This is a genomic window from Janthinobacterium sp. Mn2066 (assembly GCF_049319705.1).
Classification (GTDB): Bacteria; Pseudomonadota; Gammaproteobacteria; order Burkholderiales; family Burkholderiaceae_D; genus Janthinobacterium.
This window is the reverse complement of record NZ_JBMOUF010000004.1, coordinates 231,788-257,814: the sequence shown is the minus strand read 5'-3', so window position 1 is coordinate 257,814 and position 26,027 is coordinate 231,788. Positions and strand designations below refer to the sequence as shown.

The 26,027-nt window shown below is 63.1% G+C and carries 26 protein-coding genes; 19 read left to right on the top strand and 7 right to left on the bottom strand.

From position 1 onward, the window contains the following. Positions 1–13: 13 nt before the first annotated feature. Positions 14–397 carry a hypothetical protein gene (locus ACL9RI_RS09685; protein WP_422726357.1) on the bottom strand — a complete coding sequence of 128 codons (384 nt, stop codon included), beginning with the start codon at positions 395–397 and terminating at the stop codon, positions 14–16. Between the two features lie 331 nt (positions 398–728). On the opposite strand from ACL9RI_RS09685, the gene ACL9RI_RS09680 reads away from it, so the two are divergent. Beyond that, positions 729–1,520, top strand: a complete 792-nt coding sequence (locus ACL9RI_RS09680; RefSeq protein ID WP_422726356.1) for an alpha/beta fold hydrolase — start codon at positions 729–731, stop codon at positions 1,518–1,520. On the opposite strand, the gene ACL9RI_RS09675 is transcribed toward ACL9RI_RS09680, so the two are convergent. Both ACL9RI_RS09675 and ACL9RI_RS09670 read right to left on the bottom strand, forming a co-directional pair. After that, on the bottom strand, positions 1,517–1,831 hold the full coding sequence (locus tag ACL9RI_RS09675; RefSeq protein WP_422726355.1) for a hypothetical protein: 315 nt from the start codon (positions 1,829–1,831) through the stop codon (positions 1,517–1,519). The two genes, ACL9RI_RS09680 and ACL9RI_RS09675, sit on opposite strands and share 4 nt — an antisense overlap. Next, positions 1,819–2,226: a hypothetical protein gene (locus tag ACL9RI_RS09670; protein WP_422726354.1), complete on the bottom strand. Its 408-nt coding sequence runs from the start codon at positions 2,224–2,226 to the stop codon at positions 1,819–1,821. The genes ACL9RI_RS09675 and ACL9RI_RS09670 overlap by 13 nt, the downstream gene beginning before the upstream one ends. A 147-nt stretch (positions 2,227–2,373) precedes the next feature. Here ACL9RI_RS09670 and ACL9RI_RS09665 point away from each other — a divergent pair, with 147 nt between their 5' ends. From ACL9RI_RS09665 to ACL9RI_RS09650, 4 genes are all read left to right on the top strand, one after another. Then, a complete protein-coding gene (locus ACL9RI_RS09665) occupies positions 2,374–3,213 on the top strand; it encodes a M15 family metallopeptidase (RefSeq protein ID WP_422726353.1) in 840 nt (279 codons plus the stop codon). A 223-nt stretch (positions 3,214–3,436) separates the two neighbouring features. Next, positions 3,437–7,237, top strand: coding sequence for a type VI secretion system membrane subunit TssM (gene tssM / locus ACL9RI_RS09660; protein ID WP_422726352.1), 3,801 nt, complete (start codon positions 3,437–3,439; stop codon positions 7,235–7,237). Beyond that, on the top strand, positions 7,234–8,223 hold the full coding sequence (tagF, locus tag ACL9RI_RS09655) for a type VI secretion system-associated protein TagF (RefSeq protein WP_422726351.1): 990 nt from the start codon (positions 7,234–7,236) through the stop codon (positions 8,221–8,223). The genes tssM and tagF overlap by 4 nt, the downstream gene beginning before the upstream one ends. A gap of 9 nt (positions 8,224–8,232) precedes the next feature. Then, positions 8,233–9,009, top strand: a complete 777-nt coding sequence (locus ACL9RI_RS09650) for an OmpA family protein (protein ID WP_422726350.1) — start codon at positions 8,233–8,235, stop codon at positions 9,007–9,009. Here ACL9RI_RS09650 and icmH read toward each other — a convergent pair whose 3' ends face one another. Genes icmH through tssJ form a run of 3 tightly spaced genes read right to left on the bottom strand, consistent with a single transcriptional unit; the run spans position 9,010 to position 11,673 of the window. Further along, positions 9,010–9,798, bottom strand: a complete 789-nt coding sequence (gene icmH, locus ACL9RI_RS09645; protein ID WP_422726349.1) for a type IVB secretion system protein IcmH/DotU — start codon at positions 9,796–9,798, stop codon at positions 9,010–9,012. Beyond that, positions 9,795–11,066 carry a type VI secretion system baseplate subunit TssK gene (gene tssK / locus ACL9RI_RS09640; RefSeq protein ID WP_422726348.1) on the bottom strand — a complete coding sequence of 424 codons (1,272 nt, stop codon included), beginning with the start codon at positions 11,064–11,066 and terminating at the stop codon, positions 9,795–9,797. The genes icmH and tssK overlap by 4 nt, the downstream gene beginning before the upstream one ends. 22 nt (positions 11,067–11,088) lie before the next feature. After that, positions 11,089–11,673 carry a type VI secretion system lipoprotein TssJ gene (tssJ, locus tag ACL9RI_RS09635; RefSeq protein ID WP_422726347.1) on the bottom strand — a complete coding sequence of 195 codons (585 nt, stop codon included), beginning with the start codon at positions 11,671–11,673 and terminating at the stop codon, positions 11,089–11,091. A 269-nt stretch (positions 11,674–11,942) separates the two neighbouring features. Between tssJ and ACL9RI_RS09630 the strand changes: the two genes are divergently transcribed. The 13 genes from ACL9RI_RS09630 (at position 11,943) to ACL9RI_RS09570 (ending at position 24,304) form a co-directional block, all read left to right on the top strand. Next, complete coding sequence (locus tag ACL9RI_RS09630; RefSeq protein WP_422726346.1) at positions 11,943–12,554, top strand: hypothetical protein; 612 nt, start codon at positions 11,943–11,945, stop codon at positions 12,552–12,554. A gap of 37 nt (positions 12,555–12,591) precedes the next feature. Then, complete coding sequence (gene tssB / locus ACL9RI_RS09625) at positions 12,592–13,101, top strand: type VI secretion system contractile sheath small subunit (protein ID WP_422726345.1); 510 nt, start codon at positions 12,592–12,594, stop codon at positions 13,099–13,101. Between the two features lies 1 nt (position 13,102). Next, positions 13,103–14,599, top strand: coding sequence for a type VI secretion system contractile sheath large subunit (gene tssC, locus ACL9RI_RS09620; protein ID WP_422726344.1), 1,497 nt, complete (start codon positions 13,103–13,105; stop codon positions 14,597–14,599). Positions 14,600–14,635: 36 nt separating this feature from the next. After that, the gene (locus ACL9RI_RS09615; protein ID WP_034750126.1) at positions 14,636–15,127 is read left to right on the top strand and encodes an Hcp family type VI secretion system effector; all 492 of its coding nucleotides are present in this window, start codon (positions 14,636–14,638) and stop codon (positions 15,125–15,127) included. Between the two features lie 63 nt (positions 15,128–15,190). Then, positions 15,191–15,679, top strand: coding sequence for a type VI secretion system baseplate subunit TssE (gene tssE, locus ACL9RI_RS09610; protein ID WP_422726343.1), 489 nt, complete (start codon positions 15,191–15,193; stop codon positions 15,677–15,679). Beyond that, entirely contained in the window at positions 15,676–18,309 is a 2,634-nt protein-coding gene (tssH, locus tag ACL9RI_RS09605; protein WP_422726342.1) for a type VI secretion system ATPase TssH, read from the top strand. The genes tssE and tssH overlap by 4 nt, the downstream gene beginning before the upstream one ends. Before the next feature lie 15 nt (positions 18,310–18,324). Continuing rightward, positions 18,325–19,344, top strand: coding sequence for a type VI secretion system protein TssA (gene tssA, locus ACL9RI_RS09600; protein ID WP_422726341.1), 1,020 nt, complete (start codon positions 18,325–18,327; stop codon positions 19,342–19,344). Between the two features lie 38 nt (positions 19,345–19,382). Beyond that, entirely contained in the window at positions 19,383–19,895 is a 513-nt protein-coding gene (locus ACL9RI_RS09595) for a lipocalin family protein (RefSeq protein ID WP_422726340.1), read from the top strand. 150 nt (positions 19,896–20,045) lie between these two features. Then, entirely contained in the window at positions 20,046–21,740 is a 1,695-nt protein-coding gene (locus tag ACL9RI_RS09590; RefSeq protein WP_422726339.1) for a methyl-accepting chemotaxis protein, read from the top strand. A 108-nt stretch (positions 21,741–21,848) separates the two neighbouring features. Continuing rightward, positions 21,849–22,490, top strand: coding sequence for a tRNA-uridine aminocarboxypropyltransferase (locus ACL9RI_RS09585; RefSeq protein WP_422726338.1), 642 nt, complete (start codon positions 21,849–21,851; stop codon positions 22,488–22,490). A 76-nt stretch (positions 22,491–22,566) separates the two neighbouring features. After that, positions 22,567–22,746, top strand: coding sequence for a hypothetical protein (locus tag ACL9RI_RS09580; protein ID WP_422726337.1), 180 nt, complete (start codon positions 22,567–22,569; stop codon positions 22,744–22,746). Between the two features lie 111 nt (positions 22,747–22,857). Continuing rightward, the gene (locus ACL9RI_RS09575; protein WP_422726336.1) at positions 22,858–24,048 is read left to right on the top strand and encodes a PA0069 family radical SAM protein; all 1,191 of its coding nucleotides are present in this window, start codon (positions 22,858–22,860) and stop codon (positions 24,046–24,048) included. A gap of 22 nt (positions 24,049–24,070) precedes the next feature. Beyond that, on the top strand, positions 24,071–24,304 hold the full coding sequence (locus tag ACL9RI_RS09570; RefSeq protein ID WP_422726335.1) for a pentapeptide repeat-containing protein: 234 nt from the start codon (positions 24,071–24,073) through the stop codon (positions 24,302–24,304). Between the two features lie 31 nt (positions 24,305–24,335). Here ACL9RI_RS09570 and ACL9RI_RS09565 read toward each other — a convergent pair whose 3' ends face one another. After that, positions 24,336–25,229 (bottom strand): LysR family transcriptional regulator, encoded by an 894-nt coding sequence (locus ACL9RI_RS09565; RefSeq protein ID WP_422726334.1) that lies wholly within the window; start codon positions 25,227–25,229, stop codon positions 24,336–24,338. A gap of 143 nt (positions 25,230–25,372) precedes the next feature. On the opposite strand from ACL9RI_RS09565, the gene ACL9RI_RS09560 reads away from it, so the two are divergent. After that, positions 25,373–26,020, top strand: coding sequence for a 4-carboxy-4-hydroxy-2-oxoadipate aldolase/oxaloacetate decarboxylase (locus ACL9RI_RS09560; protein WP_422726333.1), 648 nt, complete (start codon positions 25,373–25,375; stop codon positions 26,018–26,020). Positions 26,021–26,027 lie beyond the last annotated feature (7 nt).

Below are 26,027 nucleotides of genomic sequence, written 5' to 3'. Positions count from 1 at the left end.
TCTGGTCCCCGTATCAGGGATCGACGAAGACGTCGAAGCGGACGTGGAGCGGGCTGCCCCAGGAGATTTCGACCCAGGCCAGGAAGCCGCCGTCATACGGTGCGATGTTGTACACGGCCATGCGGGCCGCGCCGATGAAGCGGTGCTGGGCGTCCGTGCTGTATTCGCTGATGTTGACGAAGACGCGCGAGTTCGCTTTTACGTTGGCGTTGACGAAGTTCACCGGGTGGATCACGCCGTTGGCGGTCCACGTGTAATACGTGGTAAAAGCGGCGGCGCTCAGGTTGGCGCCTGCTGCTGCACCTGCGCCTTTCGCGCTTTTGCCTTCCTGTTCCAGCGGTTGCTCGGAGACTTCCTGCTCTTGATCACTGCCCTTGTTTTCTACTTTCATTTCCATGATGTACTCCTGATCGATAGTGTGGACGCCGCGCAGATCGTCCGCGACGGGACGCCTTATCGGAATGGCGACGGCTGGTGTCGCGTCCCGGCTGACAAGGAAGCCGCTTGCGCTATCTGCAAGGAGTCTCATTCTAGGCGTGCGCCTGGCTGAAAGGGCATGTGGCGCTAACGAAAAACGGTGCTCATTTGTGCTTGCGCAAAGATGCTGCAAGCCGCACGCGCTGCATTTTCCGGTTGGCTATTTTTATCGCCGCGGCAGGCACAGGTTTCAGGAAAATGGCACAATAGACAAGCCTGTCCTGTCGATCCAGCCCATGTAGCCAGAGCCTATGCCGATACTGAACCTGAGCGCCGAAGACGATATTTATTACGAGCTGATCGAGGGCGATCCGGCCAAGCCCTGCCTGGTGTTCCTGCACGAGGGCCTCGGTTGCTGCGCCATGTGGAAAGATTTTCCTGCCCAGCTATGCCAGGCCACGGGCTGCCGCGGCTTGCTGTATGACAGGCTCGGCTATGGCCTGTCGTCGCCATTGCGGGCGCGCCGCCAGCTGCATTACCTGCACGATTATGCGCTACGCGAATTGCCGCAAGTGCTGGAGTGGCTGATACCGGGACAGGACCATTTCGTGATCGGCCATTCCGATGGCGGCAGCATCGCCCTGATTTATGCAGCGCAGCAAGCGCCACGCTTGCGCGGCATCATTACCGAGGCGGCGCATGTCTTCGTGGAAGGCATCACGCTCGATGGCGTCCGGCAGGCCGAGCTGGCGTTTGCCGCAGGCAAGCTGGACGCACTCACCACATACCATGGCGAGAAGACGCCAGCGATTTTCAAGGCATGGTCCGATACCTGGCTCAGCTATGGCTTCCGCTTCTGGAATATCGAATACCTGCTGCCATCGATCGAATGTCCGGCGCTGGTAGTGCAGGGCAGCGAAGACCAGTATGGCAGTGCGGAGCAGGTCGACACCATCGTCGGCCTGGCTTTGAACGCCGTGCCCGCTCTGGTGGAGCAATGCGGCCACACGCCCCACCAGGAACAGCCGCAAGCCTTGCTGGCGCTGATGGCAGGTTTTTTGCAGGGCCGCATGGATGCGGCGCCGCATCCATCTCCCTCCTAATGACAGGCGGGATCGCTATCCCAACGCCCTGAGCAGATGCGCGAGCGGCACAGCATGCCTTCTATCAGGCCCAGCTGCCTGCAGCGCTGCAGCAGGCTGACAGTTTCCTCTTCTTCCTTGCGCACGACCACGTCGCGCAACGGCTCCGTCCGTCCGCCATCTTGCCGGTGCGCATGGGCGACCATCGCCGCCAGCAGGGCGATGTCGCCGTCGCTGCTGCCGGCAGGCGCCGCTTTTGAGGGAAGCGCCTGCGTTGCCGTCTTGCGTTCCGGAACCGTTGCCTTGCGCCCGGCCGCCTTCACGGCCGGCACGGTGGCAGGTGGGGCCGGTGCTGGCGCCGCCAGGTTGACGATGGTGGCCGTATTCGTGGTCGCCTCCGGGACGGAAGGCGGGGTTGCCGGAAGCGGGGGGCAGGGTGCACGGCAGCGGGCATGGCCAGGCTTGCGGGCGCAGTATCTTCCCCGCTGCGTGTGGACAGCACGGCCAGCAATGTCAGCGCCGCCAGCACGACGCCCAGCGCGACGCCCAGCACGGCGCCGGCCGGACGCCGCCAGCCAGGGCGCTGGCCCGGCGGGGTGGCCATGGCGGGCGGCGCCACGCCATGCTCGAGCTGCGACAGGATGCGCTGGCCCTCGGCGGCCATCGATGGTTTGCCCAGCAGATCGGGACCGGATGGACGGCTGTCCCTGGATTTCGATGAAGACACGATACTACCTCCGGATTGAATCGAAGCTTGATGTAAACCGCGCCCGACTGCCGCGTCCGCGCCTACGATTGCGTGATACCAGCCAGCAATGCTGCTGGCTCTTTCATGATGCGCCGCCATCGCGCCTGTCCCCATACGGAGCGTCCCATGTTCATCGCCCTGGTCCTGATGTACTTTTTGCTAGCCTGTTTTGCTTGCTGGCTCTTCGTGTTTCCGGCGGGCCGCGCCGTGCTGCTGCAGGCGATGGTCAACCTGGGCTGGCGTGTGCAGCGGCGCGCGCAGCGCCTGCAGCATGGCGGCGGCGCGCAATGGCAGCGCCTGCAGCGCGACACGGGCAGCGGCCTGGTCCAGGGCTGGCGCTTGCTGCTGCGGCACCGCTGGCTGTCGCTGGCGGGCGCCTTGCTGATCGTGATGCCACCGCTGCTGGCCTGGCTGTCCAGCGACCGCATCGCCTTGCGCGGCTATAGCGACCAGCAGCACGCGATCAATGACCAGGTCAGCGACTTGCTGCGGGGAGAACAGCTGGTGCCGCCGCCGACCTTGCCGCCGCTGTTTTTTACCACGGCGGAAGTGACGCAGCTGCGCCCCATGCTCGATGGCGCCAGCCGCAACTGGCAATTGCTCGACCATGATTACGCGCAACGGTTGCTGCTGGTATTCAAGATCATGAAAGAGGTGCATGGCTACGACATGGTATTGCTGGAAGGCTACCGCAGTCCTGCGCGGCAAAACTTGCTGGCGGCGGCCGGGCCGCAGGTGACGAATGCAAAGGCTTTTCAAAGCTATCACCAGTACGGCTTGGCGGCCGATTGCGCTTTCATGCACGAAGGAAAACTCATCATTTCTGAAAAAAATGCCTGGGCCATGCGCGGCTACCACTTGTATGGCGTGACGGCTGAATCGGTGGGCCTGCGCTGGGGCGGGCGCTGGGCCATGATGGATTTCGGCCATACCGAGTTGCGCCAGCCCGGCGTGCTGGGCAAGTAATGAATCCCGCGCTGCGTCAGCCATTCTAGCCTGCACCAGGCGGGTGTTTTCTGCTGGCGGCCGCATGCTTGCGCAGCGTCAAGCGCGGTCGTCCCGGTATTTTTAGTGCTTTCCCGATGCTTGTCGCAAGTCAAGAAACACGTGCTTTATTGCTGTCAGCATGGGCCGGGTCCGCTATTGCAAAGCGACTACCCCGCTATCCCGACCTTGACCTGGGACTACCATGCTGCGACGAATCTGGAATTTCCTCACTGATAGCCGCCATCTGACCATCCTTGCTTTCGTGGCGCTGGCCCTGTCGCTCTACCTGGGCGCCGAGCTGCTGGAAGTGGCCCTGATCTGGGCACTGGCCATATTGTTGCTGGCACTGCTGGCCTGGCTGGGGTTCTGGCTGTTGCGCCGACGCCGGGCGCGGCGCGATGCGCAGGCGCTGGGCCAGGCCATCTTGAACCAGGCCGAAATCGCCGCCGCCAACGCTGCCCAGGCCCAGCATGCCCAGCATGCGCAACATGGCGAACTCGACACCTTGCGCGCCGGCATGCTCGAAGCGATCGACACCATCAAAAGTTCCAGGCTGGGCTTGAAGTCGGGCGCGGCAGCCCTGTACGAATTACCGTGGTATATGATCATCGGCAATCCCGCCGCCGGCAAGAGCAGCGCGATTTTGCATTCAGGCCTGCAATTTCCTTTCGCCGACGGCAAGATCGTGCAGGGCGTGGGCGGCACCCGCAATTGCGACTGGTTTTTTACCACCGATGGCATCGTGCTCGATACGGCGGGCCGCTATTCGGTGGTCGACGAGCACCGGGGCGAGTGGTTCGGCTTTCTCGACCTGCTGAAAAAATACCGGCGCAAGGCGCCGATCAACGGCATCATCGTCGCAGTCAGCATTGCCGAACTGGGCGGCGATCCCGAGGCCGGCATGCAACTGGCGCGCAGCTTGCGCAAGCGCGTGCAAGACGTGATCGAACGGCTGGAAGTATTTGCGCCGCTGTACATCGTCTTCACCAAGGCCGACCTGATCGCCGGCTTTACGGAATTTTTCGCGGATGCCGAGCGCAGCGAACGCGAGCGTGCCTGGGGCGCCACCATGCCCTACCAGCGCAAGCTACCCACGCAGCAATTGCTGACCTTCTTCGACCAGAGTTTCGACGAATTGCACGATGGCTTGACGGAACTGAGTCTGGCAAATATGGCGCACCGGCAACGCACGACCATGGCGCCCGGCGTGTTTACCTTTCCGCTCGAATTTGCCGCCATCAAACATGCGCTGCGCATCTTCATCGCTACCCTGTTTGAAGAAAACCCGTTCCAGTTCCAGCCCGTGTTCCGCGGCTTTTACCTGACCAGCGCCTTGCAGGAAGGCGAGCCCGTCAGCGCCTCGTCGCAGCAGGTGGCGCGCCGTTTCGACCTGGCCTTCGCGCCCGTGCCCACGCCGGCCGGCCAGCGCCAGCATGGCTACTTTTTGCTCGATCTGTTTCGCAAGGTGATCTTTGCCGACAAGCACCTGGTGGCCAACTATGCCAGCCGGGCCAAGCAACGGTTTAAATATGCGGTGTTTTTTGCCGCCACCGTGGCGCTGGGCGGCAGCCTGGGCGCCTGGAGCTGGTCTTACTTGGGCAACCGGCAACTGGTGAGCAATGTCGAGGCCGACCTGAACAAGGTGGTACGGCTGCAAGACCAGCGGCTGGACCTGCAGTCGCGGCTGGAAGCGCTGGAGATCCTGCAGGACCGCATCGAACAGCTGGAAACCTACCGCACGCAGCGCCCCTGGTCCTTGCGCATGGGTTTGTATCAGGGCGAGCTGCTCGAACGCAAGCTGCGTGAAGAATATTTCAACGGCGCCCGCCACGTGATGCTCGAACCGGTGGTGGCGGGACTGGAAGGCTTGCTGGCGGACATGAACGCCAGCGCCGACCAGCTGCAGCCGGCCTCGCGCACGCCGTCTGCAGCTACGCGCCCCGCGACCGGCGCCACGTACCAGGCGGCCTCGCCGACGAATGTGGAAGATGGCTACAACGCGCTGAAAACCTATCTGATGCTGGCCGATAAAACGCATGCGGAAAGCAGCCATCTGAATGACCAGATGACGCGTTTCTGGCGCGGCTGGCTGGAAGGCAACCGGGGCGCCATGCCGCGCGAGCAGATGATACGCAGCGCCGAGCGGCTGATGACGTTTTACCTGGCGCAGCTGAACGACCCATCCTGGCCGCGCATCGGACAAAAGCTGGCGCTGGTCGACCAGGCGCGTGAAAACCTGCGCCGCGTGGTGCGCGGCATGCCGGCCCGCGAGCGCGTGTATGCCGACATCAAGGCGCGCGCGTCGACGCGCTTTCCCGGCATGACGGTGGCGCGTATCGTCGGCGAACAGGACCAGGCGCTGCTGGCCGGCAGCCATGCGATTTCGGGCGCCTTTACGCGCCAGGCCTGGGAGAAATTCGTCGAGGGCGCGTTTCGCGACGCCGCCAACCGCGAACTGCAAAGCGCCGACTGGGTCTTGAAAAGCGCGTCGACCGACGACCTGACCCTGGAAGGCAGCCCGGAGCAGATCGAGAAAAACCTGGTGGCGCTGTACAAGGCCGACTATGCGCGCGAATGGCAAAAATTCGTGCAGGGCGTGGCCATCGCCGACCTGAAAGGTTTCGACGGCGCCGTGCTAGCCATGAACCGGCTGGGCGACCCGCAATCGTCGCCGATCGCCAAGCTGCTGACGACGATTTACCAGGAAACCTCGTGGGACAATCCGGCGCTGCAGAATGCGCAGCTGCGCAAGGCGGAACGGGGCATCATCGCCTGGTTCAAGGAAACCGTGCTGCGCCGCACGCCGTCGCAGCTGACCGCCAATCCCGGCCTGAACGCGCAGCTCGATCCGGCCCGCTTGGATAAACCGACGGGACCGGTGGGCCGCGAATTTGCCGGCGTGGGCAAGCTGGTCGCGGCGCAGGGGCAGGATGCGTCCCTGATGCGTGCTTACCTGGAAGCGCTGTCGAAACTGCGCAGCCGCTTGAACCAGCTGAAAAACCAGGGCGATGCGGGACCCGGCGCCAAGCAGTTCATGCAGCAGACCCTGGAAGGCACTGGTTCGGAACTGGCCGATGCCTTGAAACTGGTCGATGAACAGATGTTGACGGGCATGAGCGACGGACAAAAGCTGGCCATCCGTCCGATCCTGGTGCGCCCGCTGACGCAGACCTTTGCCGTCATCGTGGCGCCGGCCGAACTGGAAGTGAACAAGACCTGGACGGCGCAGGTGTATGAACCGTTCCAGCGCTCGCTGGCCAACAAATATCCGTTTGCGCCCACGGCGCGCATCGAGGCCAGCAACCTGGAAATCGGCCAGTTCTTCGGCCCCGAAGGGCTGGTGGCGAAATTCGTCACGACCTCGATGGGCCCCCTGGTGGTGCGGCGCGGCGACATGCTGGCGCCGCGCACCTGGGCCGACATGGGCATCAACCTGTCGCCGCAGATGGTGGCGCGTTTTCCCGGCTGGATAGCGCCGCTGGGCGCGGGCGGCGTGGCAAGCACCTCGGGCGCCGCGCAAACCGTGTTCCAGATCCTGCCGTCGCCAGCACCCGGCACGCTGGAATATACGGTTGAAGTCGACGGCCAGCAGCTACGCTACCGCAACACGCCGGCGCAGTGGACGAATATGGTGCATCCGAGTCCGCAGGGCGCGGCCGGGGCGCGCATTACGGCCGTCACCTTCGACGGGCGCACGGTGGAACTGTTCAACGAACCGGGCCAGTTTGGCCTGAAGCGCATGATCGATGCAGCCGCCAAGAAGCGCAAGGAGGGCGGCGTGTTTGAATTGCGCTGGTCGCGCGGCGAGGTGGCCGTGGCGCTGGATCTGAAAATTACCAGCAGCGCCGAAACCACCGGCGCGGGCGCCAATGGCGGGGCTGATACGGCGCTGCAGGAACAGGGCTTTCGCGGCATGAAGCTGCCGGAAACCATCGTCGGCGGCGCCCCTGCGCCTGCGGCTGCACCGGCCATCGCCGTCGCTGCGGCAGGGGAGGCGAAATGACGCGCCCGCCGCAGCAGGTGCGTCTCGGTTACTTTGGCAAGATTCCCGCGCGCGGCGATTTCATCAAGGCGGCCGACAACCACGCGCTGGTGCAGTTGCTGGACGACTGGCTGGCGCAAGTGATGAATGCGCTGACGGCCGCGCCGCGCTGGAAACTCAATTACGACGCCTTGCCGCCGCTGCGCTTTGCCTTTGTCGGCACGCGCAGCCGGCGCGCCATCGCCGGGCGCATCGAAGCGGGCAGCGACCAGTCGCAGCGCCGCTTTCCCTTCATGGCCATGAGCGCGCTGGAAATCGATGACGCCGACAGTTTCGTGGTGTGCAGCCCGCTGGTGCTGGCGCCCCTGTGGAACAGTTGCGAACGCCTGTCGGCCGGCATCCTGGCCAGCGCCGAACCGGGGCCGGCGCTGCTGGCGCTGGCCGGCAATGTGCTGGAAATCGATCCCGGCGCCGCCTGCCACGCGGCGCAGCTGGCCGGCTTTTTGCAAACGCATACGCTGCATGCATTGCAGGCCATGCTGGCGTCGCCCGCCTTTCCCGTGACGGTGCGCGAACTGTTGCTGGGACTGGGGCTGCTGCTGCGGCCCGTGCGCAGTAACAGCATGAGCGGCCGTCCGTGCCTGGAAAAAAGCCTGGTGCTGCCGCTGCCGCGCGACGCACGCCAGCGCGAAGTCGTCGCCAGTTTCTGGCTGCACCTGGTCACGCCCTTTTTGCGCCAGGCCGAGTTCGAGCTGGCGCTGTTTTTCGCCCATGTCGATGAAGCGCCGGTGCTGGTGATCGGTTTTTGCGGCGCCGATCCGCATACCCTGCGCGCGCTGATCGACCCGCAGGCGGCCAGTGAACGCCTGATCGTGTTTGACCAGCTGGACTGGGTCGATGGACAGTTGGAGCAGGATGCGGCCCTGCGCCGCTTGTCGTCCTGTTTGCAGCAGGAGCAGCTGTCGCTGCGCTCGGCCTGCGCCATGTTCATGGATGCTTTTGCCTGAAGGATGACGATGAAATCCCTATTCTTTCCCCTGCTTTTGTCTCTTCCCCTGGCCCAGGCGCAGAACCAGGCGCCGGCGCCCGTCACGCCCTTGCCGGGGCAGATCCTGGTCACCGGCACCCTGGCCGACGAAGCCGCCAAGGCGGCCGTGCTGGCGCGCCTGCGCGAACTGTATGGCGTTGAGCGGGTGGTCGACCAGATCGCCATCGGCAACGTGGCCGTGCCGGCCAACTGGAACGCCTACGTGCAAAAGCTGATCACGCCCAATCTGAAACTGATTTCGCGCGGGCAGATCAGCATTGCCGGCAGCAACGTCAGCGTGCGCGGTGAGGTTGCCAACGAAGCGCAGCGCCAGCAGATCGCCAGCGACATCGCCACCAGCCTCAATCCCACCTACGTCGTCAACAATGGCTTGCGGGTCAGGGCCTCGGAGCAGGGGCTGCTCGATACGGCGCTCGACAAGCGCATCGTGGAATTTGATGTTGGCCAGGCCAGCATCACGCCGGCGGGACTGGCCATTCTCGACGAGATGGCGGCCGTGATGCAAACGCTGAAAGGACGCAAGGTGGAAGTGATCGGCCACACGGACAATACCGGCCTGCGCACCAGCAACCTGGCCCTGAGCCAGGCGCGCGCCGAAGCCGTGCGCACCTACCTGGCGGCGAAGGGCATCGCGCCGGAGATGCTGATCGCATCGGGCCAGGGCCCGGACCGCCCGGTGGCGGCCAACACCACCGCCGATGGCCGGGCGCGCAACCGGCGCATCGAGTTCAGGATCGCACAGTAATTACGGCAGTGTGATCGTCAGGTGCGCCGGGCTGGGGGCCAGTTTCACCAAGTCGGCATACGCGGCCAGGGTGGCTTGCGTGGTGCCCGTCAGATGGGTTTTCAGGCCCAGGTAGGCGCAGATGGCCAGCAGGGCAAACACGCTGGTGAGGGCCCACAGCGGCACGTCGCTGCGGCGCTTGTTGATCACCTGGTCGGGGCGTTCGGCGCGTGGCGCGAAGCCACGGCTCTTGCCCTTGATGTGGGCGATTTCATCGCCCAGGCGGCCCGTCAGGTAGCTGAGTTTTTCATTACCCTCGCTGGCGTATTTGCCCTGGAAGCCCAGTAATAAACACATATGAAATACCTGCAGCGCCTGCACCCGCATGGCGCCCTTGCCGCGCAGGGCGTCGAGGCGGTCAAAAAAATGTTCGCCGGCCAGCTGGTCGCCAAAGATCAGCAACTGCAGCGGACGCCGTTCCCACTGCTTGCGGATGGCGAAGGGCGAGGCCAGGATGATTTCATCGACGGCCGCGCAAAACGCATATTTGGCCGCCTCGATATCGTCGCCGTCGGCGCGGATCTTTTTTGCCTCGCGGCTGAAGTCTTCCAGGAAGGCCGTGATCCTGTCCATGAAGCCCTGTTCGTCGCCGGGCGCCGAACCATGCTTGAGCATGAACAGCATATAAAAACCTTCATGCATCAGGTCCAGCAGGGCGCTGCCGGTTTGCCGTGTGGTAGCGGCGTTGGCGGGAGCACCGCGCCCGCCCAGCAGCGATGGCGCGGCGCGCCGTTCGATGAGCTGGCTCATGCCGTCACCGCGATCAGTTCGAGTTGCAGATCGCGGATGCCGGCCGGCACTTGCGGCGCATGCGACAGTTTGACGCCGGGCATGGCCGACAGCACGCATGTGTCCACGTCGTCGGGCGCGCCCACTTTTACGCGCAGCGGTACGATTTCCACCAGTTCGATGGCCGGCATGGCGGCGCGGATGGCAAGATATAAAGTGGTGCGCTGGTCGATCTTTCCCGAATCGAGTTTGCCCAGGTGATACGAGGGTTTGTCTTCAAGCAGGGCGATGGAAAAATACTTGGACGAGATCACCGTGTCGACCAGCTCGCGGATGATGCCGTCGATGGCCGCAAAGCAGGGGGCAGGCTGAGCATGGTCGTAGGCGGGCAGGCTGGCCAGGGTGTAGTGGCGCGAGTAACTGAGCAGGCCGCCTGCCAGCGCCAGCAGCGCTTCGTACAGGCGCTCGGGGTGCAGCGCAGGGTGGCTCGCATAGTGCATCAAGCCGGCGGCGGCCGTGCTGATCGTGTGCAGCAGCCAGAATGACGACACATCGCCCGAGCGGAATTCGATCACGTTGCGGCTCGGTTCGCGGTGGTGGCCGTGCAGCGCATCGACCTTGGCCTGCAGCGCGTCGAGCAGGCGCTCCAGCAAGCCAAACAGGCGCGGCGCGCCGGCGATCGCCAGGATCGGCGGCATGAACGACGGCACGGCTTCGAAGCCGCCCGACACCGTGCGCCGCAGCGCGATCAGCGGCAGGCAATCGTAGGAGCCGCGCGGCTCGCTGTCGGGGATCAGGCGCAGGTTTTTTTTCAGGTAGGCCACCTCGGCCACGGCCGATTCGGTAAACAGGTCGGGCGTGGCGCGCAGGGCGTGCACGAAGCGCGTGTTGGCCTGCACCTCGGCGGCTTGCGGCGCATTTTGCAGCGAGTAATTTGCGCCTTCGCGGTTGACTACCGGCAGCGCCGCGTAATACGTCACTTCCTGCAGCGCTGGCGGCAGCGCCGACAGGTCCACCGCTGGCGGCAGGGTGTCGCCGCCCGGCGCACCGTCGCTGGCGGCGTCGAACACTTCGCCGTCGCGGAAAATCGCCGACAGCGCGTTCAGGCGCAAGGTATTGGTCTTGAGTGCTTCGGTATCCCATTCCATGTGCGCCACGCCCCACAGATACGGGTGCAGGGCACTGGCCGTATGGTGCAGCCGCGCTTCGTGATACTGGTCCTGGCGCTGGAAATGCTGGGGCCGTAGAAACAGGCCCTCGCCCCACAGGACTTTCGCTGCCATGCTCATGCTGTTCTCCTTGGATGACGGTTTATTCACAGCGCAGGGCCGACAACGGTGTGCCATCGCTACTGATGGCGCAGGCATGCAGGCCCACGGTGATGCCGCTGCGTTCCGCTTCGGCCGCGCCGAAGGTGGCGCGCCAGCGCTGCGGGGCAGGTGCGCGGAACAGCGCCACCACGCCGATGAAATACGCTTCCTTGCTGACTTTTTCCTGGACTTCGTAGCGCTGGCCCGGCACCAGCAGCACTTCCTTGACTTCCATCAGGTCGGCGCCCAGGGCCTGCTTTTCTTTTTCCGCATCGAGAAAGCTGTCATACGGCGCTTGTTCGAACGTGCTCTTCTGGCGCAGTTTGTAAATGCGCGCCACCAGCGCCAGCGGCCGGCCTTGCGGGTCCGTGTTCAGGCGCTGGCCCGCATGCAGGCGGATGCTGACCGTGCGCGGCGGCTTTTGCGCATCCGGCAGTTCCGGTGGCGGCGGTTTGCTGATGCCCGTCATTTGCAGCGCCGCGTTGGCCAGGCTGCCGATGGCGCCGCCCGCGCAGCCGGCCAGCAGCAGGGAAATGCCCAGGATGGCGCTGCAGATCGCCCAGCGGGAACGGTGGAAAACAGACATGGCGGCGTGGCCTTTGCGGAAAGAAAGTCGTGCTGCCATTTAATCGCATGCCACTACACGCTACTTGCGCTGACGCAAAAGCCGCCTGCGATCCTTGCTATTACTGCGCCAGATCAGGTTTGTTCTACATAGATTGCGCTGCTGAGTGGAACTTCTTCTTTGCTGATCATCCTCAACTTGGCAAAAATCAGTGCAGTTAATAATGGCCCTCACCACGACGCGGCCCATCTTTCCTAGCGGAAGCGTCCCCCACGTGAAGGAATGCACAGATGAAGCCAGTCGCCCGCTCGACCCCCAGCATGATCCGGACATTGCCCCAGCTTGCCTGCCTGGCCGGCGCCCTGGTGCTGACGGCCTGTACCACGCCGGAACAGCAGGCGCCCAAGCCTGCTCCCGTGCCGACGCTGGCGCAACTGCTGAACGAAGCCGATGCCGCGGCCAAGGCCGGCCAGTACGACAGGGCGCTGCTCCTGCTCAAAGGCAGCGGCACGGCGTATCCGTCGGATAAGGCGCCGTGGCTGCAGATGGCGCAAATGAAGTTTGACCGCGCCCACTACGGCGACGCCATCGTCGATGCGCTGGAAGTGCTGGAGCGCGATCCCGAGGACAAGGTTGCCAACAGCATCGTCGCCGTCAGTGGCCTGCGCCTGTCAGGCAAGGCGCTGGCCGACCTGTCGCGGCAAAACAATCTGAATGGCTCGCTGCGTTCGGAAGCGCAGGAACTGGCCAAGCTGCTGCGCGCCAGCATCGGCGAAGACGTGTTGCTGCCAGTGGCCAAGCGGCCGCCGGCGCCGGCAGCCAGGCGTCCGGCCGCGGCCGCGCCGGCGGCAAAGGGTGCGCCCACCCAGGGTGCGGCCGACCCGTTCAGCGGCCTGAAATAAACGGCGCCCTCCCTATCTACTCTGCGAAGGAAACCATATGCCCAAGTCTGAAAGTGTGCAGAAGCGCCTGCAAAAAATCCGTGCGCCGCGCGTGCAAATGACGTATGACGTCGAAATCGGCGACGCGATTGAAAACAAGGAATTACCTTTTGTGGTGGGGGTGCTGGGCGACTTCGGCGGCAATCCGGACAGCGGGAAAAAACGCCTGAAAGACCGCAAGTTCGTCGCCATCGACCGCGATAACTTCGATGAAGTGCTCGCTGGCGTCGAACCGGTGGCCCGTTTCGCCGTGCAGAATCGCCTCAGCGCGGCAGGCGGTAATTTCCCGGTGGAGCTGCACTTTCGCACGATGGCCGACTTCCGCCCCGAATCGGTGGTGCAGCAGGTCGCGCCGCTGCGCAAACTACTGGAAGCGCGCACCAAGCTGGCCGACCTGCGCAACAAGCTGGCCGGCAACGACAAACTGGAAGACTTGCTGACGGAGGTGCTCAACAACACCGACAGCCTGGCCACCTTGCAGCCTTTGCTGCCTGCGCAGGAGGATTGAGATGAACGCCCAGGCAGAATTGAATGCAGTCGCACCCGCCGCCGCTGCCGTTTCCGGCAGCACCGATTTGCTGGACCAGATCGTCGAGCAAAGCCGGGTCGCCAAGTCCGGCGCCGAACATGCGCGCGCGCGCGACCTGATCTCGGAACTGGTGGCGCAAGTGCTCGATGGCACGGTGCTGATGTCGAACAGCCTGTCGGCCACGATCGATGCGCGGGTGGCGGAAATCGACCGGCTCATTTCGGCGCAGCTCAGTGAAGTGATGCATGCGGCGCCGTTCCAGCAGCTGGAGCAAAGCTGGACGGGCCTGCATTACCTGGTGCGCAATTCCGAGACGGGCACGCGGCTGCAGATCCGCATGTTCAACGCCACCAAGCGCGAGCTGGTGAAGGATTTCCAGGCCGCGCTGGAATTCGACCAGAGCTGCATGTTCAAGAAGATCTACGAAGAGGAATTCGGCACCTTCGGCGGGGCGCCGTTTGCGGCGTTGCTGGGCGACTTTGCCATCTCGCGCCAGCCCGAAGACATGTATTTTGTCGACCAGATGTCGCATATCGCCGCTGCCGCCCACGCGCCGTTTATCTCCTCGGCCGCGCCCGAACTGTTTGGCCTGGAAAGCTACGGCGACCTGGGCAAGCCGCGCGACCTGGCCAAGGTGTTCGACACCATTGAATACATCAAATGGAAAGCCTTCCGCGAATCGGAAGACTCGCGCTACGTGGGCCTGACCTTGCCCCGCTTCCTGGGCCGCCTGCCATTCAACCCGGCCGACGGCACCACCGTCGAAGGCTTTAACTTTGTCGAGGAAGTCGACGGCAGCGACCACCACAAATACCTGTGGTGTAACGCCGCCTATGCCTTCGGCAGCAAGCTGACGCGTGCGTTTGCCGACTATGGCTGGTGCGCCGCCATCCGTGGCGTGGAAGGCGGCGGCCTGGTGGACGACTTGCCCACGCATACCTTCAAGACGGACGAAGGCGACGTGGCCCTGAAGTGCCCGGCCGAAGTGGCGATTACCGACCGGCGCGAAAAGGAATTGTCCGACCTGGGCTTTATCTCGCTGGTGCACTGCAAGAACACGGCGTATGCGGCCTTTTTCGGCGCGCAGTCGGCGCAAAAAAGCCGCAAGTACAACACGGACGCGGCCAATGCCAACGCGGTGCTGTCGTCGCAGCTGCAATATATCTTCGCCGTCTCGCGCATCGCCCACTACATGAAGGCCATGATGCGCGACAAGATCGGCAGCTTTGCCGCCGCGTCGAACGTGGAAGATTTTCTGAACCGCTGGCTGATGACCTACGTGCTGCTCGACGATAACGCCAGCCAGGAACAGAAGGCCCAGTTCCCGCTGCGCGAAGCGTCGGTGCAGGTGCATGAAGTGCCGGGCCGGCCTGGCGTGTACCGCGCCGTGTCTTTCCTGCGGCCGCATTTCCAGCTCGATGAACTATCCGTTTCGCTCCGACTGGTCGCGGAGTTGCCGAAGTCGACCAATTCCTGATCCCCCGGGATCATCTTTCAACCAGAGGAGCACAACATGGCAATCGATGTATATCTGCAGATAGACGGTATCAAGGGCGAATCGACCGATGACAAGCACAAGGACTGGATCGAGTGCAAATCGGTCAGTTGGAGCGTGGAACAGCCGAAGTCGGCCACGGCGTCGACGGGCGGCGGCCACACGGCCGAACGCTGCGAGCACAAGGATATCGTGATCTCGAAGCTGGCCGACCTGGCCTCGCCGGTGCTGCTGCAGACCTGCTCGGCCGGCAAGACCATCCCCAAGGCGCGCTTCGAATTCATGCGCGCCGATGGCCAGGGCGAGCGCGTCAAGTATTTTGAAATCGAGATCGAGAATGTGCTGATCGGCGCCGTCACGCCGAACGTGGAAGAAGGCGACATCCTGGGCGAGCACGTGGGCTTCAAGTTCTCGAAAGTGAAGTGGAAATACACGCAGCAAAAAGTAACGGGCGGCGCCGGCGGCAATACCTCCGGTGGCTGGGACCTGGCCGCCAACCGCGTGGCTTGATGTTGCGGCGCGGCCCGTGGAGAATTGCCTGCCACGGGCCGCGCTTTTTTTTCGGGTCCATCCATGAATACTTATGTGCCGGGACTGTTTGACCGCCTGATGGGAGAGGATGCCCTGGCGGGCGGCCTGGGCCCGGCCGGCGTGGTGACGCGGCTGTCGCTGGAGCAGTTGAAGGACGCCGTGGCGCGCGACCTCGAAGAATTGCTCAACACCCGCGTGGCGCTGCCGGCCGGCGCGCTTGACGATTATCCGGAATGCGCCGCCTCCATCGTCAATTATGGCTTGATCGATTTTGCCGGCATGTGCCTGTCCAGCAGCGATGACCGGACCCGCATCTGCGCCGCCTTAAAGGCGGCCATCGAACGCCATGAGCCGCGCCTGCGCAATGTGCGCGCGCGCCTGGAGCGCGAAGCGGGGTCGATCAACCGGGTCAGCTTTGTCATCAGCGGTACGCTGGCCGTCTTTCCCGCCTGCGAAGCCGTCAATTTCGACGCCGTGCTGCAGCCATCGTCGCTGCGCTATTCGATCAACCGCAAGGGAGTTTCCGCATGAGCGCCAACCTCAAGACCCTGATCGCCAAACTGAATGACACTTTGCGCACGGCCGCCACGCGCGCCGCATCCATCTGCGTGGGGCTGGGCCAGTATGAAGTCGACCTGGAACACCTGTTCCTGGCCTTGCTGGAGCAGGAACGCAGCGATTTCGTCGTGATTGCACGCCGCAGCGAAATCAGCCTGTCCGCGCTGGAGGCCGATTTGCGCCGCGAGATCGGCGGCTTCAAGACGGGCAGCGCGCGCACGCCCGTGTTTTCGCCGCACCTGCCGCTGCTGTTCGAACACGCCTGGCTGATCGCCTCGCTGGGCACGATGCAGCCAGCCGCGATCCGCAGCCGCCACCTGCTGCTGGCGTTGCTGACGGAGCCGGAACTGTCGCAGCTGGCATACCGCAGTTCCAAACTGTTTGCCCGCTTCAGCGTGGAACAACTGAAGCATTATCCCGACAAGCTGACGGCAGGGTCCGATGAAGATACGCCGTCTGCAGAGGAGGAACCCGTAACGCCGGTCGATGGCGTCACGGCGCTGGCCGCGAAGACGCCGGCGCTGGACCAGTTCACCACCGACCTGACGCAGCTGGCGCGCGATGGCAAGCTCGATCCCGTGATCGGGCGCGAAAATGAAATCCGCCAGGCGGTCGATATCCTGCTGCGCCGGCGCCAGAACAATCCCATCCTGACGGGCGAGGCGGGCGTGGGCAAGACGGCCGTGGTGGAAGGACTGGCCTTGCGCATCGCCGCCGGCGACGTGCCTGAAGTGCTGCAGGGGGCGCACATCCACACCCTGGACATGGGATTGCTGCAGGCCGGCGCCAGCGTCAAGGGCGAGTTTGAAAGCCGCTTGAAAAACGTCATCGATGAAGTGGCGAAAAGCCCGCATGCCATCATCCTCTTTATCGACGAGGCGCATACCATGATAGGCGCGGGCGGCCAGGCGGGGCAGAACGATGCGGCCAACCTGTTGAAACCTGCGCTGGCGCGCGGCGCGCTGCGCACCATCGCGGCCACCACCTGGAGTGAATACAAAAAGTACTTTGAAAAGGATGCGGCGCTGGCGCGCCGTTTCCAGGTCGTCAAGGTGGAAGAGCCGAGCGAAGACATCGCCTGCGCCATGCTGCGCGCCATGGCGCCGCTGATGGAGCGTCATTTCAATCTGCGCGTGCGCGATGAGGCCATTACCGATGCCGTGCGGCTGTCGCACCGCTATATCAGCGGGCGCCAGTTGCCCGACAAGGCCATCAGCGTGCTCGATACGGCCTGCGCCAAGGTGGCGCTGGGCCAGAGCGCCACGCCGGCCCAGCTGGAAAACGCCAGTCGCCAGCTTGACCGGGTGGTCACGGAAATCGCCGCACTGGAACGCGAGCAGCTCGATGGCGACAGCCGTGGTGCTGCCGTTCGACTCACTGTGCTGCGCGGCGAGCGTGAACAGGGGCAGGCTACGGTGGCGGCGCTGGCGCAGCGCTGGGAGCGTGAAAAATCACTGGTGGCGCAGATTGCCGGCTTGCGCAGCGGGCTGCAGGGTGAGCGGCCCGGTGAAGACGGCGCATCGCGTTTGCTGGCGCTGAAAGAGGAACTGGCCGGCTTGCAGGGCGAGTCGCCGCTGGCGCCGCTGGAAGTCGATGCACAGGTGGTGGCCGGCATCGTCGCCGGCTGGACCGGTATCCCGCTGGGCAAGATGGTCAGGGATGACATCCGTACCGTGCTGACCCTGGGTGCGGCGCTGCGCGAGCGCATCCTCGGGCAGGATCATGTGATGGAGGCGATTGCGCAGCGCGTGCGCACGGCGCGCGCCAGCCTCGATGATCCGAACAAGCCGCAAGCCGTGTTTTTGTTTACCGGGCCGTCGGGCACCGGCAAGACGGAGACGGCGCTGGCGCTGGCCGAGCTGCTGTATGGCGGCGAGCGCAAGCTGATCACGATTAACATGAGCGAATACCAGGAAGCGCACAGCGTGGCTGGCCTGAAAGGCTCGCCGCCCGGTTATGTCGGTTATGGCGAGGGCGGCGTGCTGACCGAGGCCGTGCGGCGCCAGCCGTATAGCGTGGTGCTGCTGGACGAGGCCGAAAAAGCCCATCCCGATGTGCTGGAACTGTTTTTCCAGGTATTCGACAAGGGCGTGCTCGATGACGCCGAGGGACGCGAAATCGACTTCCGCAACACCGTCATCATCGCCACCTCGAACCTCGGGTCTGCGGCGATGATGGCCGCCTGCCTGAACCAGCCGGCCGAGAACCTGCCCACGCCGCAGGCGCTGGAAGAGCTGGTGCGCCCGCAACTGGTCAGGCATTTCAAGCCAGCCTTGCTGGGCCGCTTGAAAGTACTGCCTTTTTATCCCCTCAACGATGCGGTGCTGGCCCGCATCATCACCCTGAAACTGGCCCGTATCGGCCAGCGCATCGCGCACAACCACCAGGCCCAATTCAGTCATGACGAAGCCCTGGTCGAGGCGGTGCTGGCGCGCTGCACTGAAGTCGATTCGGGCGCCCGCAATGTGGACCAGATCCTCAACGGCAGCGTGCTGCCCGAGATTGCCGAAGCGGTATTGACGCGCATGGCCGGCGGCGCGCCGGTTGCCAGCATCCGCGTGGGCGCCAGTAAGTCGGGCCAGTTCAAATACACGATCAAATAAGCGAACGGAGAACCCATGTTCAATCTCGATCAGTTGCTGTTGCCCGTCAGCGCGGTGCATCCTTGTGGCGAGGACATCAGTTTCAGCCAGGAGCTCGATGCGGTCGCCCGCGCGCGCCAGCACGATGACCCCAGCCTGGAGCAGGGCGAATGGGTGGTGGCGCTGAAGGAGGCTGACTGGCCCTTCGTGGCCACGCGCTGCGAGCAGCTGATCGCCTCGCACAGCAAGGATTTGCGGGTGGCTGTCTGGCTGGCCGAGGCGCATGCGCGGACGCGCCACTTTCGCGGCCTGGGCGATGGCTACGCCTTGCTGGCCGGCTTGTGCGAACAATACTGGGACGGCCTGTTTCCGCTGGCCGAAGAGGGCGACCAGGAACAGCGCATCGGCAACCTGTTCTGGCTGTTGACGCGCACGCCGCAACTGGTGCGCGAGATCCCCCTGACCGATGGAACTGAAGGCCGGTTTTCGCTGCAGGATTTTGATGCCGCCCGCCAGCGCGCAGCGGCCAGCCAGGCGCAAGCCGCGTCGGAAGGCTGGGGCGAGGCGCGCCACGACGAAGGCGCGACCCTGGCGCAGATGGAGACGGCGCGCCAGCGCAATACGCGCGCCTATACCGATGGCTTGCTGGCTGACGCGCGCTATTGCATGCAGTCGCTGCTGGCGCTGGAACGCTGCGTCGATGCGCGCCTGGGCGCCGATGGCCCGAGTTTTCGCGCCGCCCGCGAAGCGCTGGAAAACGCCATCCATTTTATATCGCCCGTGCTGCAAATAGATGAACTGCCCGGCGCCGCGCCTGGCGCCGTCGCAGGCGGTGCGGGCGCCATCGCGCAGCGGCACCAGGCGCTGGCCCAGTTGCGCCAGGTGGCCGATTTCTTCCGCCGCACCGAGCCGCACAGCCCCGTCGCCTACCTGGCCGACAAGGCTGCCAGCTGGGGCGAAATGCCGCTGCACGTCTGGCTGCGCGCCGTCGTCAAGGACCAGGGCACCCTGGCGCAGCTCGATGAAATGCTGGGGACGGCCAGCGGACACGATTGATCCTCTATAATTGCCAGTCAAACAAGCCGGAGATGGTCATGAAAAAGCTGCTGTTCCTGAGCCTGGTGTTACTGGGCGGCTGCGTGGGGCGGCCCGATAATATCGATCCTGTCAGTCACTTCGACACCACCAGGTATCTGGGCAAGTGGTATGAAATCGCGCGCCTCGACCATTCCTTCGAACGCGGACTGAGCCATGTGACGGCCGATTACAGCGTGCGCCAGGATGGTGGCCTGAAGGTGGTCAACCGCGGGTATGACGATGGCAGCAAGACCTGGAAAGAGGCCGATGGCAAGGCGTACTTTGTCGACAAGAAAGATGCAGGCTACTTGAAAGTGTCGTTTTTCGGCCCCTTCTATGGCTCCTACATCGTGTTCGACCTGGACCAGCAAGAGTACAGTTATTCGATGGTCAGCGGTCCGGACAAGTCCTATTTCTGGCTGCTGTCGCGCACGCCCACCATGGATGCTGCCCTGCAGCAGCGCCTGATCGCCAAGGCGCAGAGCCTGGGTTTCGATACTTCCAAGCTGATTTACGTCAAGCAAAACTAAGGGTGGCGGCTGGCCTGGCTGCTATTCCACGCTGTTGCTTTTCTGCATGTCCTTTCTTGCAATGCCTATCTGATGCGCTCACAATCGACGGCAGGGCAGTTTTTGCCTTGTGGTGTTTTTGTTTCTTTCTTTCAGATAGGGATCACGCAGATGAAAAACCTCAAGATTGGCGTGCGCCTGGGCGGTGGTTTTGCCGCCGTACTCTTGCTCCTGATTACCCTTACCGTGGTCGGCATCGTGCAGATGCAGGGCGCCAGCCGGGAAACGGATGAGCTGATCACCGTCAAGGTACGCAATGAGCGCCTGATCAGCGAGTGGACCAAGGTGATTGAAGTCAATGCGGCGCGCACCGTGGCCGCCTGGAAAGTCACCGATCCCGAAGATCAAAAACAATTCGAAAAAGAAATGACGGCTTCCTCCGCCAGGGCGACGGAAATCCAGGACGATATCGGAAAAAGCCAGCTGAACGCGGAAGAAAAAGCCTTGTACCAGGAAGTCCTGGCGGCGCGCAAGGCCTACACCGAAGTGCGCAAGAATGTCTTCAAGGCCAAGAGTGCGGGCGACCTGGCGCTGGGCAAGCAATTGTTTGACGGTGACATGGCGCTCAAGCGCGATGTGTATCTGGGCGCCTTGAACAAGCTGGCCATGCTGGAAACGCGCTTGCTGGACGTGACCGCCGAGCAGATCCGCGCGCGCTACGAAAGTGGCCGCTTGCTGCTGGTCTCGCTGGGCGTGGCGGCCATTTTGCTGGGCATTGCTTGCGCTTACTGGATCACGCGCTCGATCACGCGCCCCATCACGCGGGCCGTGCAGGTGGCCGAAGCGGTGGCGACGGGTGATTTGACCAGCCAGATCGAAGTGTCAAGCCGCGATGAAACGGGGCAATTGATGCACGCGCTGAAAAACATGAACGATAAGCTGGTCAGCATCGTTGGCCAGGTGCGGGCGGGCACCGATTCCATCAGCACGGCGTCCGGCGAAATCGCCGCCGGCAATCTGGACTTGTCGTCGCGCACGGAAGAGCAGGCCAGTTCGCTGGAAGAGACGGCTTCGTCCATGGAAGAGCTGACCTCCACCGTGATACGCAATGCCGAGAATGCCCGCAGCGCCAACCAGCTGGCCATCGACGCGGCCAGCATCGCCAGCAAAGGTGGCGCGGTGGTCTCGGACGTGGTCAGCACCATGGGGTCCATCAATGATTCCTCGCGCAAGATCGTCGACATCATCAGCGTGATCGATGCGATTGCCTTCCAGACCAATATCCTCGCGCTGAACGCAGCCGTCGAAGCGGCGCGCGCGGGCGAGCAGGGGCGTGGCTTCGCCGTGGTGGCAACGGAAGTGCGCAACCTGGCGCAACGGTCAAGCCAGGCCGCCAAGGAAATCAAGGATTTGATCAACGATTCCGTGCAAAAAGTCGAAACGGGTTCGCAACTGGTGGACAAGGCAGGCCACACCATGGACGAGATCGTACAAAGCATCAACCATGTGACGCAGATCATGAATGAAATCACGGACGCCAGCGATGAGCAGCGGGCCGGTATCGAACAGGTCAACCAGGCCATAGGCCAGATGGACCAGGTGACGCAGCAAAACGCGGCCCTGGTCGAACAGGCGGCCGCAGCGGCCGAGGCGATGCAGGAACAATCGGCGCGCCTGGCCGAGGTGGTGGGACTGTTCAAGCTTGATGCCGCACAGGCGCAGGTACGCCATGTCGCGCGCACTGCTGTGCCTGCGCGGCCCGCCGTGCCCGCTCCCCAGGCAACGGTGACGAAGCTCGATACGGCCCGTGTCCGCAAAGCCAAAGCGCCCGTCGTTTCCGGTGCCGACGAGTGGGAAGAGTTTTAATCGCCCGCTTAAGCGGCAGATTTGCGACAGATTTAAATGGCAGAGACGCTCCCCCGGCATGGTGCGGGCGCTACAATCGCGGCTTAAAAATACCGCAAGCGCCCTGCCATGACCACCAGCATGACCCCTGACCCGAATAAACGTCCACGCTGCCCAGCCTGCCTGCGCGCCGTCTCCAGCTGCATTTGCCGCTGGATAGCTCCCGTGCAACACACGGTGGACGTGCTGATCCTGCAGCACCCGTTGGAAGTACGCAATGCCAAAGGCAGTGCCCGTTTGCTGCACCTGAGCCTGCCCAACAGCCGTTTGCTGACCGGCGAAAGTTTCGCCTCCAACGAGCTTGATACCTTGCTCGCAGGCAAGTACAACGTCTTGCTGTATCCCGATACCCCGGGCGACCGTTCCCTGGGCATCGCACCGCCACCCGACCTCGACCCTGCCGTGCTGGACGACTTGTCGCAATTGCGCCTTGTCGTGCTGGACGCCACCTGGCGCAAGAGCCGCAAGATGCTGTACCTGAACCCCCAACTGCAGCGCTTGCCGCGCCTGCCCCTGCGCGATACGCCCGCTTCGCACTATTTGATCCGCAAGGCGCATGCGCCGGACCAGCTATCAACCCTGGAAGCGACTTGTTATGCCCTGATGCAGTTGGAGCATGAGGAAGCCCGCTTTGTTCCCCTGATCGATGCGTTTGACGGTTTTGTGGCGCAGCAGTTGAGCTATGTCACGCCTGCTATCGACAATACTTGACGTTCCATCGCGATCAATACCCACGACCCTATCTTGCGCTGGAGAGCATGCGATAATTTCCGGCAAGCATATTTTCTTGCGTCCCAAGGCTGACAAAGAAGAGGTGACACTGGGCGGTGCAAGACTGATGTTCCACACCAGGGCCGGCGCCTATCCATTCGGCATCGGCTTGTCCGACGCGGCGGCAATGGCCGCAATTGAACAGATGGAGCAATTTTGCGGCAGGTCCTTGCTGCGTCAGGCCCAAGCCGCTTGACGTTAGTTTTCCAGATGATATACATCAAATAAAACGCTGAAGAACAGTCCTTGATCTTGCGTTGACAACGGCATAGTATACTGTATGGATATACAGTAAATGAGGCCGTTCATGAAAGCATTCCTTCCAGAGCACGATGACTACGATGCCGGACAAGTCATGTTGCCGCCGCCATCGCTCAAGGCGCGCAAGGGGCGTGGCGCCATCTCCAATCTGCAGGGCCGCTATGAAGTCCATGCGCGGGACGGTTTCGACGATGGCTGGGGTTTGCTGGATGACGATGGACAAGCGCCTGAATCCGCAGCGGCCGCCTGGAAGACGCAAGTCACGGCCGAGCAGGCGCGCACCATCCTGACGCGCAACGCTTCGCCTGATTTGCCGTTCAGTGTGTCGCTCAATCCTTACCGTGGCTGCGAGCATGGCTGTATTTATTGCTTCGCCAGGCCGACCCATAGCTACCTGGGCCTGTCGCCGGGGCTGGACTTTGAAAGCAAGCTTTTCGCCAAGGAGAATGCGCCCGAGCTGCTGCGGCGCGAGCTGGCCAAGCCAGGCTATGTTCCGGAATCGATCGCGCTGGGCGTCAACACAGACGCTTACCAGCCCTGCGAGCGCGAGTGGCGGCTCACGCGCAGGGTGCTGGAAGTGCTCGATGAATGTGCGCATCCGGTGGCCCTGATCACCAAGTCGTCCCTGATCGAACGCGATATCGATTTGCTGGCGCCGATGGCGGCCAAGCGCCTGGCGGCCGTCGCCATCACCATGACCACCCTGGACCCGGCGATTGCGCGTACGCTGGAGCCGCGCGCGGCGGCCCCGGCGCGGCGGCTGCGCACCATCCGCACCTTGACGGACGCGGGCATTCCCGTCGGTGTCAGCATTGCGCCCATCATCCCTTTCGTGACGGAGCCGGAAATTGAAAAACTGCTGGAAGCCGTGCGCGATGCGGGCGCCATCCACGCCCATTACGTGGTGCTGCGTTTGCCCTGGGAAGTCAATCCGCTATTCCAGCAATGGCTGCAAACGCACTTTCCCGAACGGGCCCAGCGGGTCATGAACCGGGTGCGTGAGATGCGTGGCGGCAAGGATTACGACAGCAGCTTTGGCGCGCGCATGCAGGGCGAGGGTATCTGGGCCGATTTGATACGCCAGCGCTTTGAAAAGGCCGTGCACCGGCTGGGGCTGCACGGCAAGGGCGGCCGCTTCAAGCAGCTCGACAACAGCCAGTTCCGCCGTCCGCTGATGGTGCCGCCGCTGGGAGCACGCGCCAAAGCGGGCAGCGAGGGGCAGCTGAGTCTGTTTTGACTGCTTGAACAGCAGAGCGGGTATGCAGGCAGTTTTCAGCCGGGCGGGGCAGAGGGATGGCGTTGATCCGGGCAGGCATGCCGCGCACGCATGGCGGTGTTTGCGATATGCGCATTGGCGACATGCGCGTCTGCGACATGCGCGTCTGCGACATGCGCGTCTGCGAGATATTTGCTTGCGACGTGCGTCCAATGTGCTTGCGCCTGCCCGTGACGCACTGCCTATTGTGAGCTTTATTGTAGAGAGTTATGGCTGAATCCTTATGGTTGAATCCTTGTTTTTAAACCTTATTGCTGAACACTGCTAGCCAGGATTTCGAGAAACGCCGTCACCAGCTTGTTATCTTCATCGGGGCGTGTAATCGCCACCAGGGTGGTGGTCGTGCGGATATCGGAGACGGGCACAAAGGCCACGTCCGGCCGTTTGTTTTCCGAGATGGAGCGCGCGACCAGCGTGCCGCCCAGGCCGCCGCCTATCAGCGACAGTGTGGTGTAAATCTCCATCGCGGAATAGGCGATGACTGGCGTGACGCCGGCTTGCCTGAGGATGTCCAGCATCTGCTGGCCAAACGGGCTGTGTATATCCTTGGGGTAGAGGATGAACGGCACTGTCGCGAAGTCGGCCAGGCAGATCGATGAACGCTGGGCCAGCGGATGGCTGACGGGTAGCGCCGCGACCAGCGGATCGTCCATGATGGTCGTGTAATGCAAATCGGCGGGTACCTTGATATCGCCCAGGAAACGCGAGATGCCGATATCGATGCGTCCCTGGCGCATTTGCTCCGGCTGGTATTCGGAGACGGCCTCGAGCAAGTCCAGCTGCACTTGCGGATAGGCGTCGCGAAACCGGCGGATGGCGCGCGGCAGGATGCTGAATGTCGAGGTGCGCGCAAATGCCACGCCCAGCCAGCCATGGCTGCCGGCGGCGATGCCCTTGGTTTCATCTTCCAGGCGCTGGGCCTGCGTCAATAATTCCTGGGCGCGTGGATGAAAGAACTTGCCCAGCGCGGTCAAGTCCATCGGCCGCCGCGAGCGGTCGAACAACTCTCCTCCCAGCAGCGATTCCAGTTGCGCCAGCTGCATGCTGATGGCGGTCGGCGCCACATGCAAACGCTGGGCAGCATGCACCGCGCTGCCGGCCGCCACCACTTCGCAAAAATACCGTATCTGCCGCAAGTTCATTTTTATTGAATAAGGGATCAATATTCGATGTTTGATATGCGAATCACTTTATATGAAACTGCTTTCAGCCACAACATGAATCGCATGTGCCGTCCCGGCACGCAGGGTTGTTCGGCATTTTTCACTGTAAAGAGACTCCTTATATGCATACCATCGTTTCGCACGGCAGCCTCCAGGCCCTGAGCCTGCTCGGCGCCGCCACCATTTATGAGGCCCAACGGGCACAAGGCGCGCTCGACAGCGGCATCAAGCCGATCGCACCCGGCATGCGCATCAGCGGCCCGGCCCTGACTGTCGATACCCGCGCGGGCGACAACCTGATGCTGCACTATGCGCTGCTGAAAGCCAAACCGGGCGACGTGCTGGTGGTCGATGCCAAGGGCTTTGCCGAGGCGGGGTTATGGGGCGATGTGCTTACCGAGCAGGCGTTGAAGATCGGCTTGGCGGGGCTGGTCATCAACGGCGCCGTGCGCGATGCCGCCGCCATGATCGATGCCGGCTTTCCCGTGTTTTGCCGCGGCCTGTCGATCAAGGGCACCAGCAAGAGCCAGCCGGGCTGTTTGAATGTGCCGGTCAACATAGGCGGCGTGCATATCGCGCCGGGCGACATCATCGTCGGCGACCAGGATGGGCTGGTCGTGGTCGACCAGCATGCCGTGGAAGAAGTGCTGGCGCTGGCGCTGGCCCGCGAAGAGAAGGAAGCGTTATTCCGCGAGCGGATCCGCAACGGCGTCAGCACGGTCGAGCTACTGGGCCTGGAAGACACCCTGCAGCGCCTGAACCTGAATTAAAAAATAA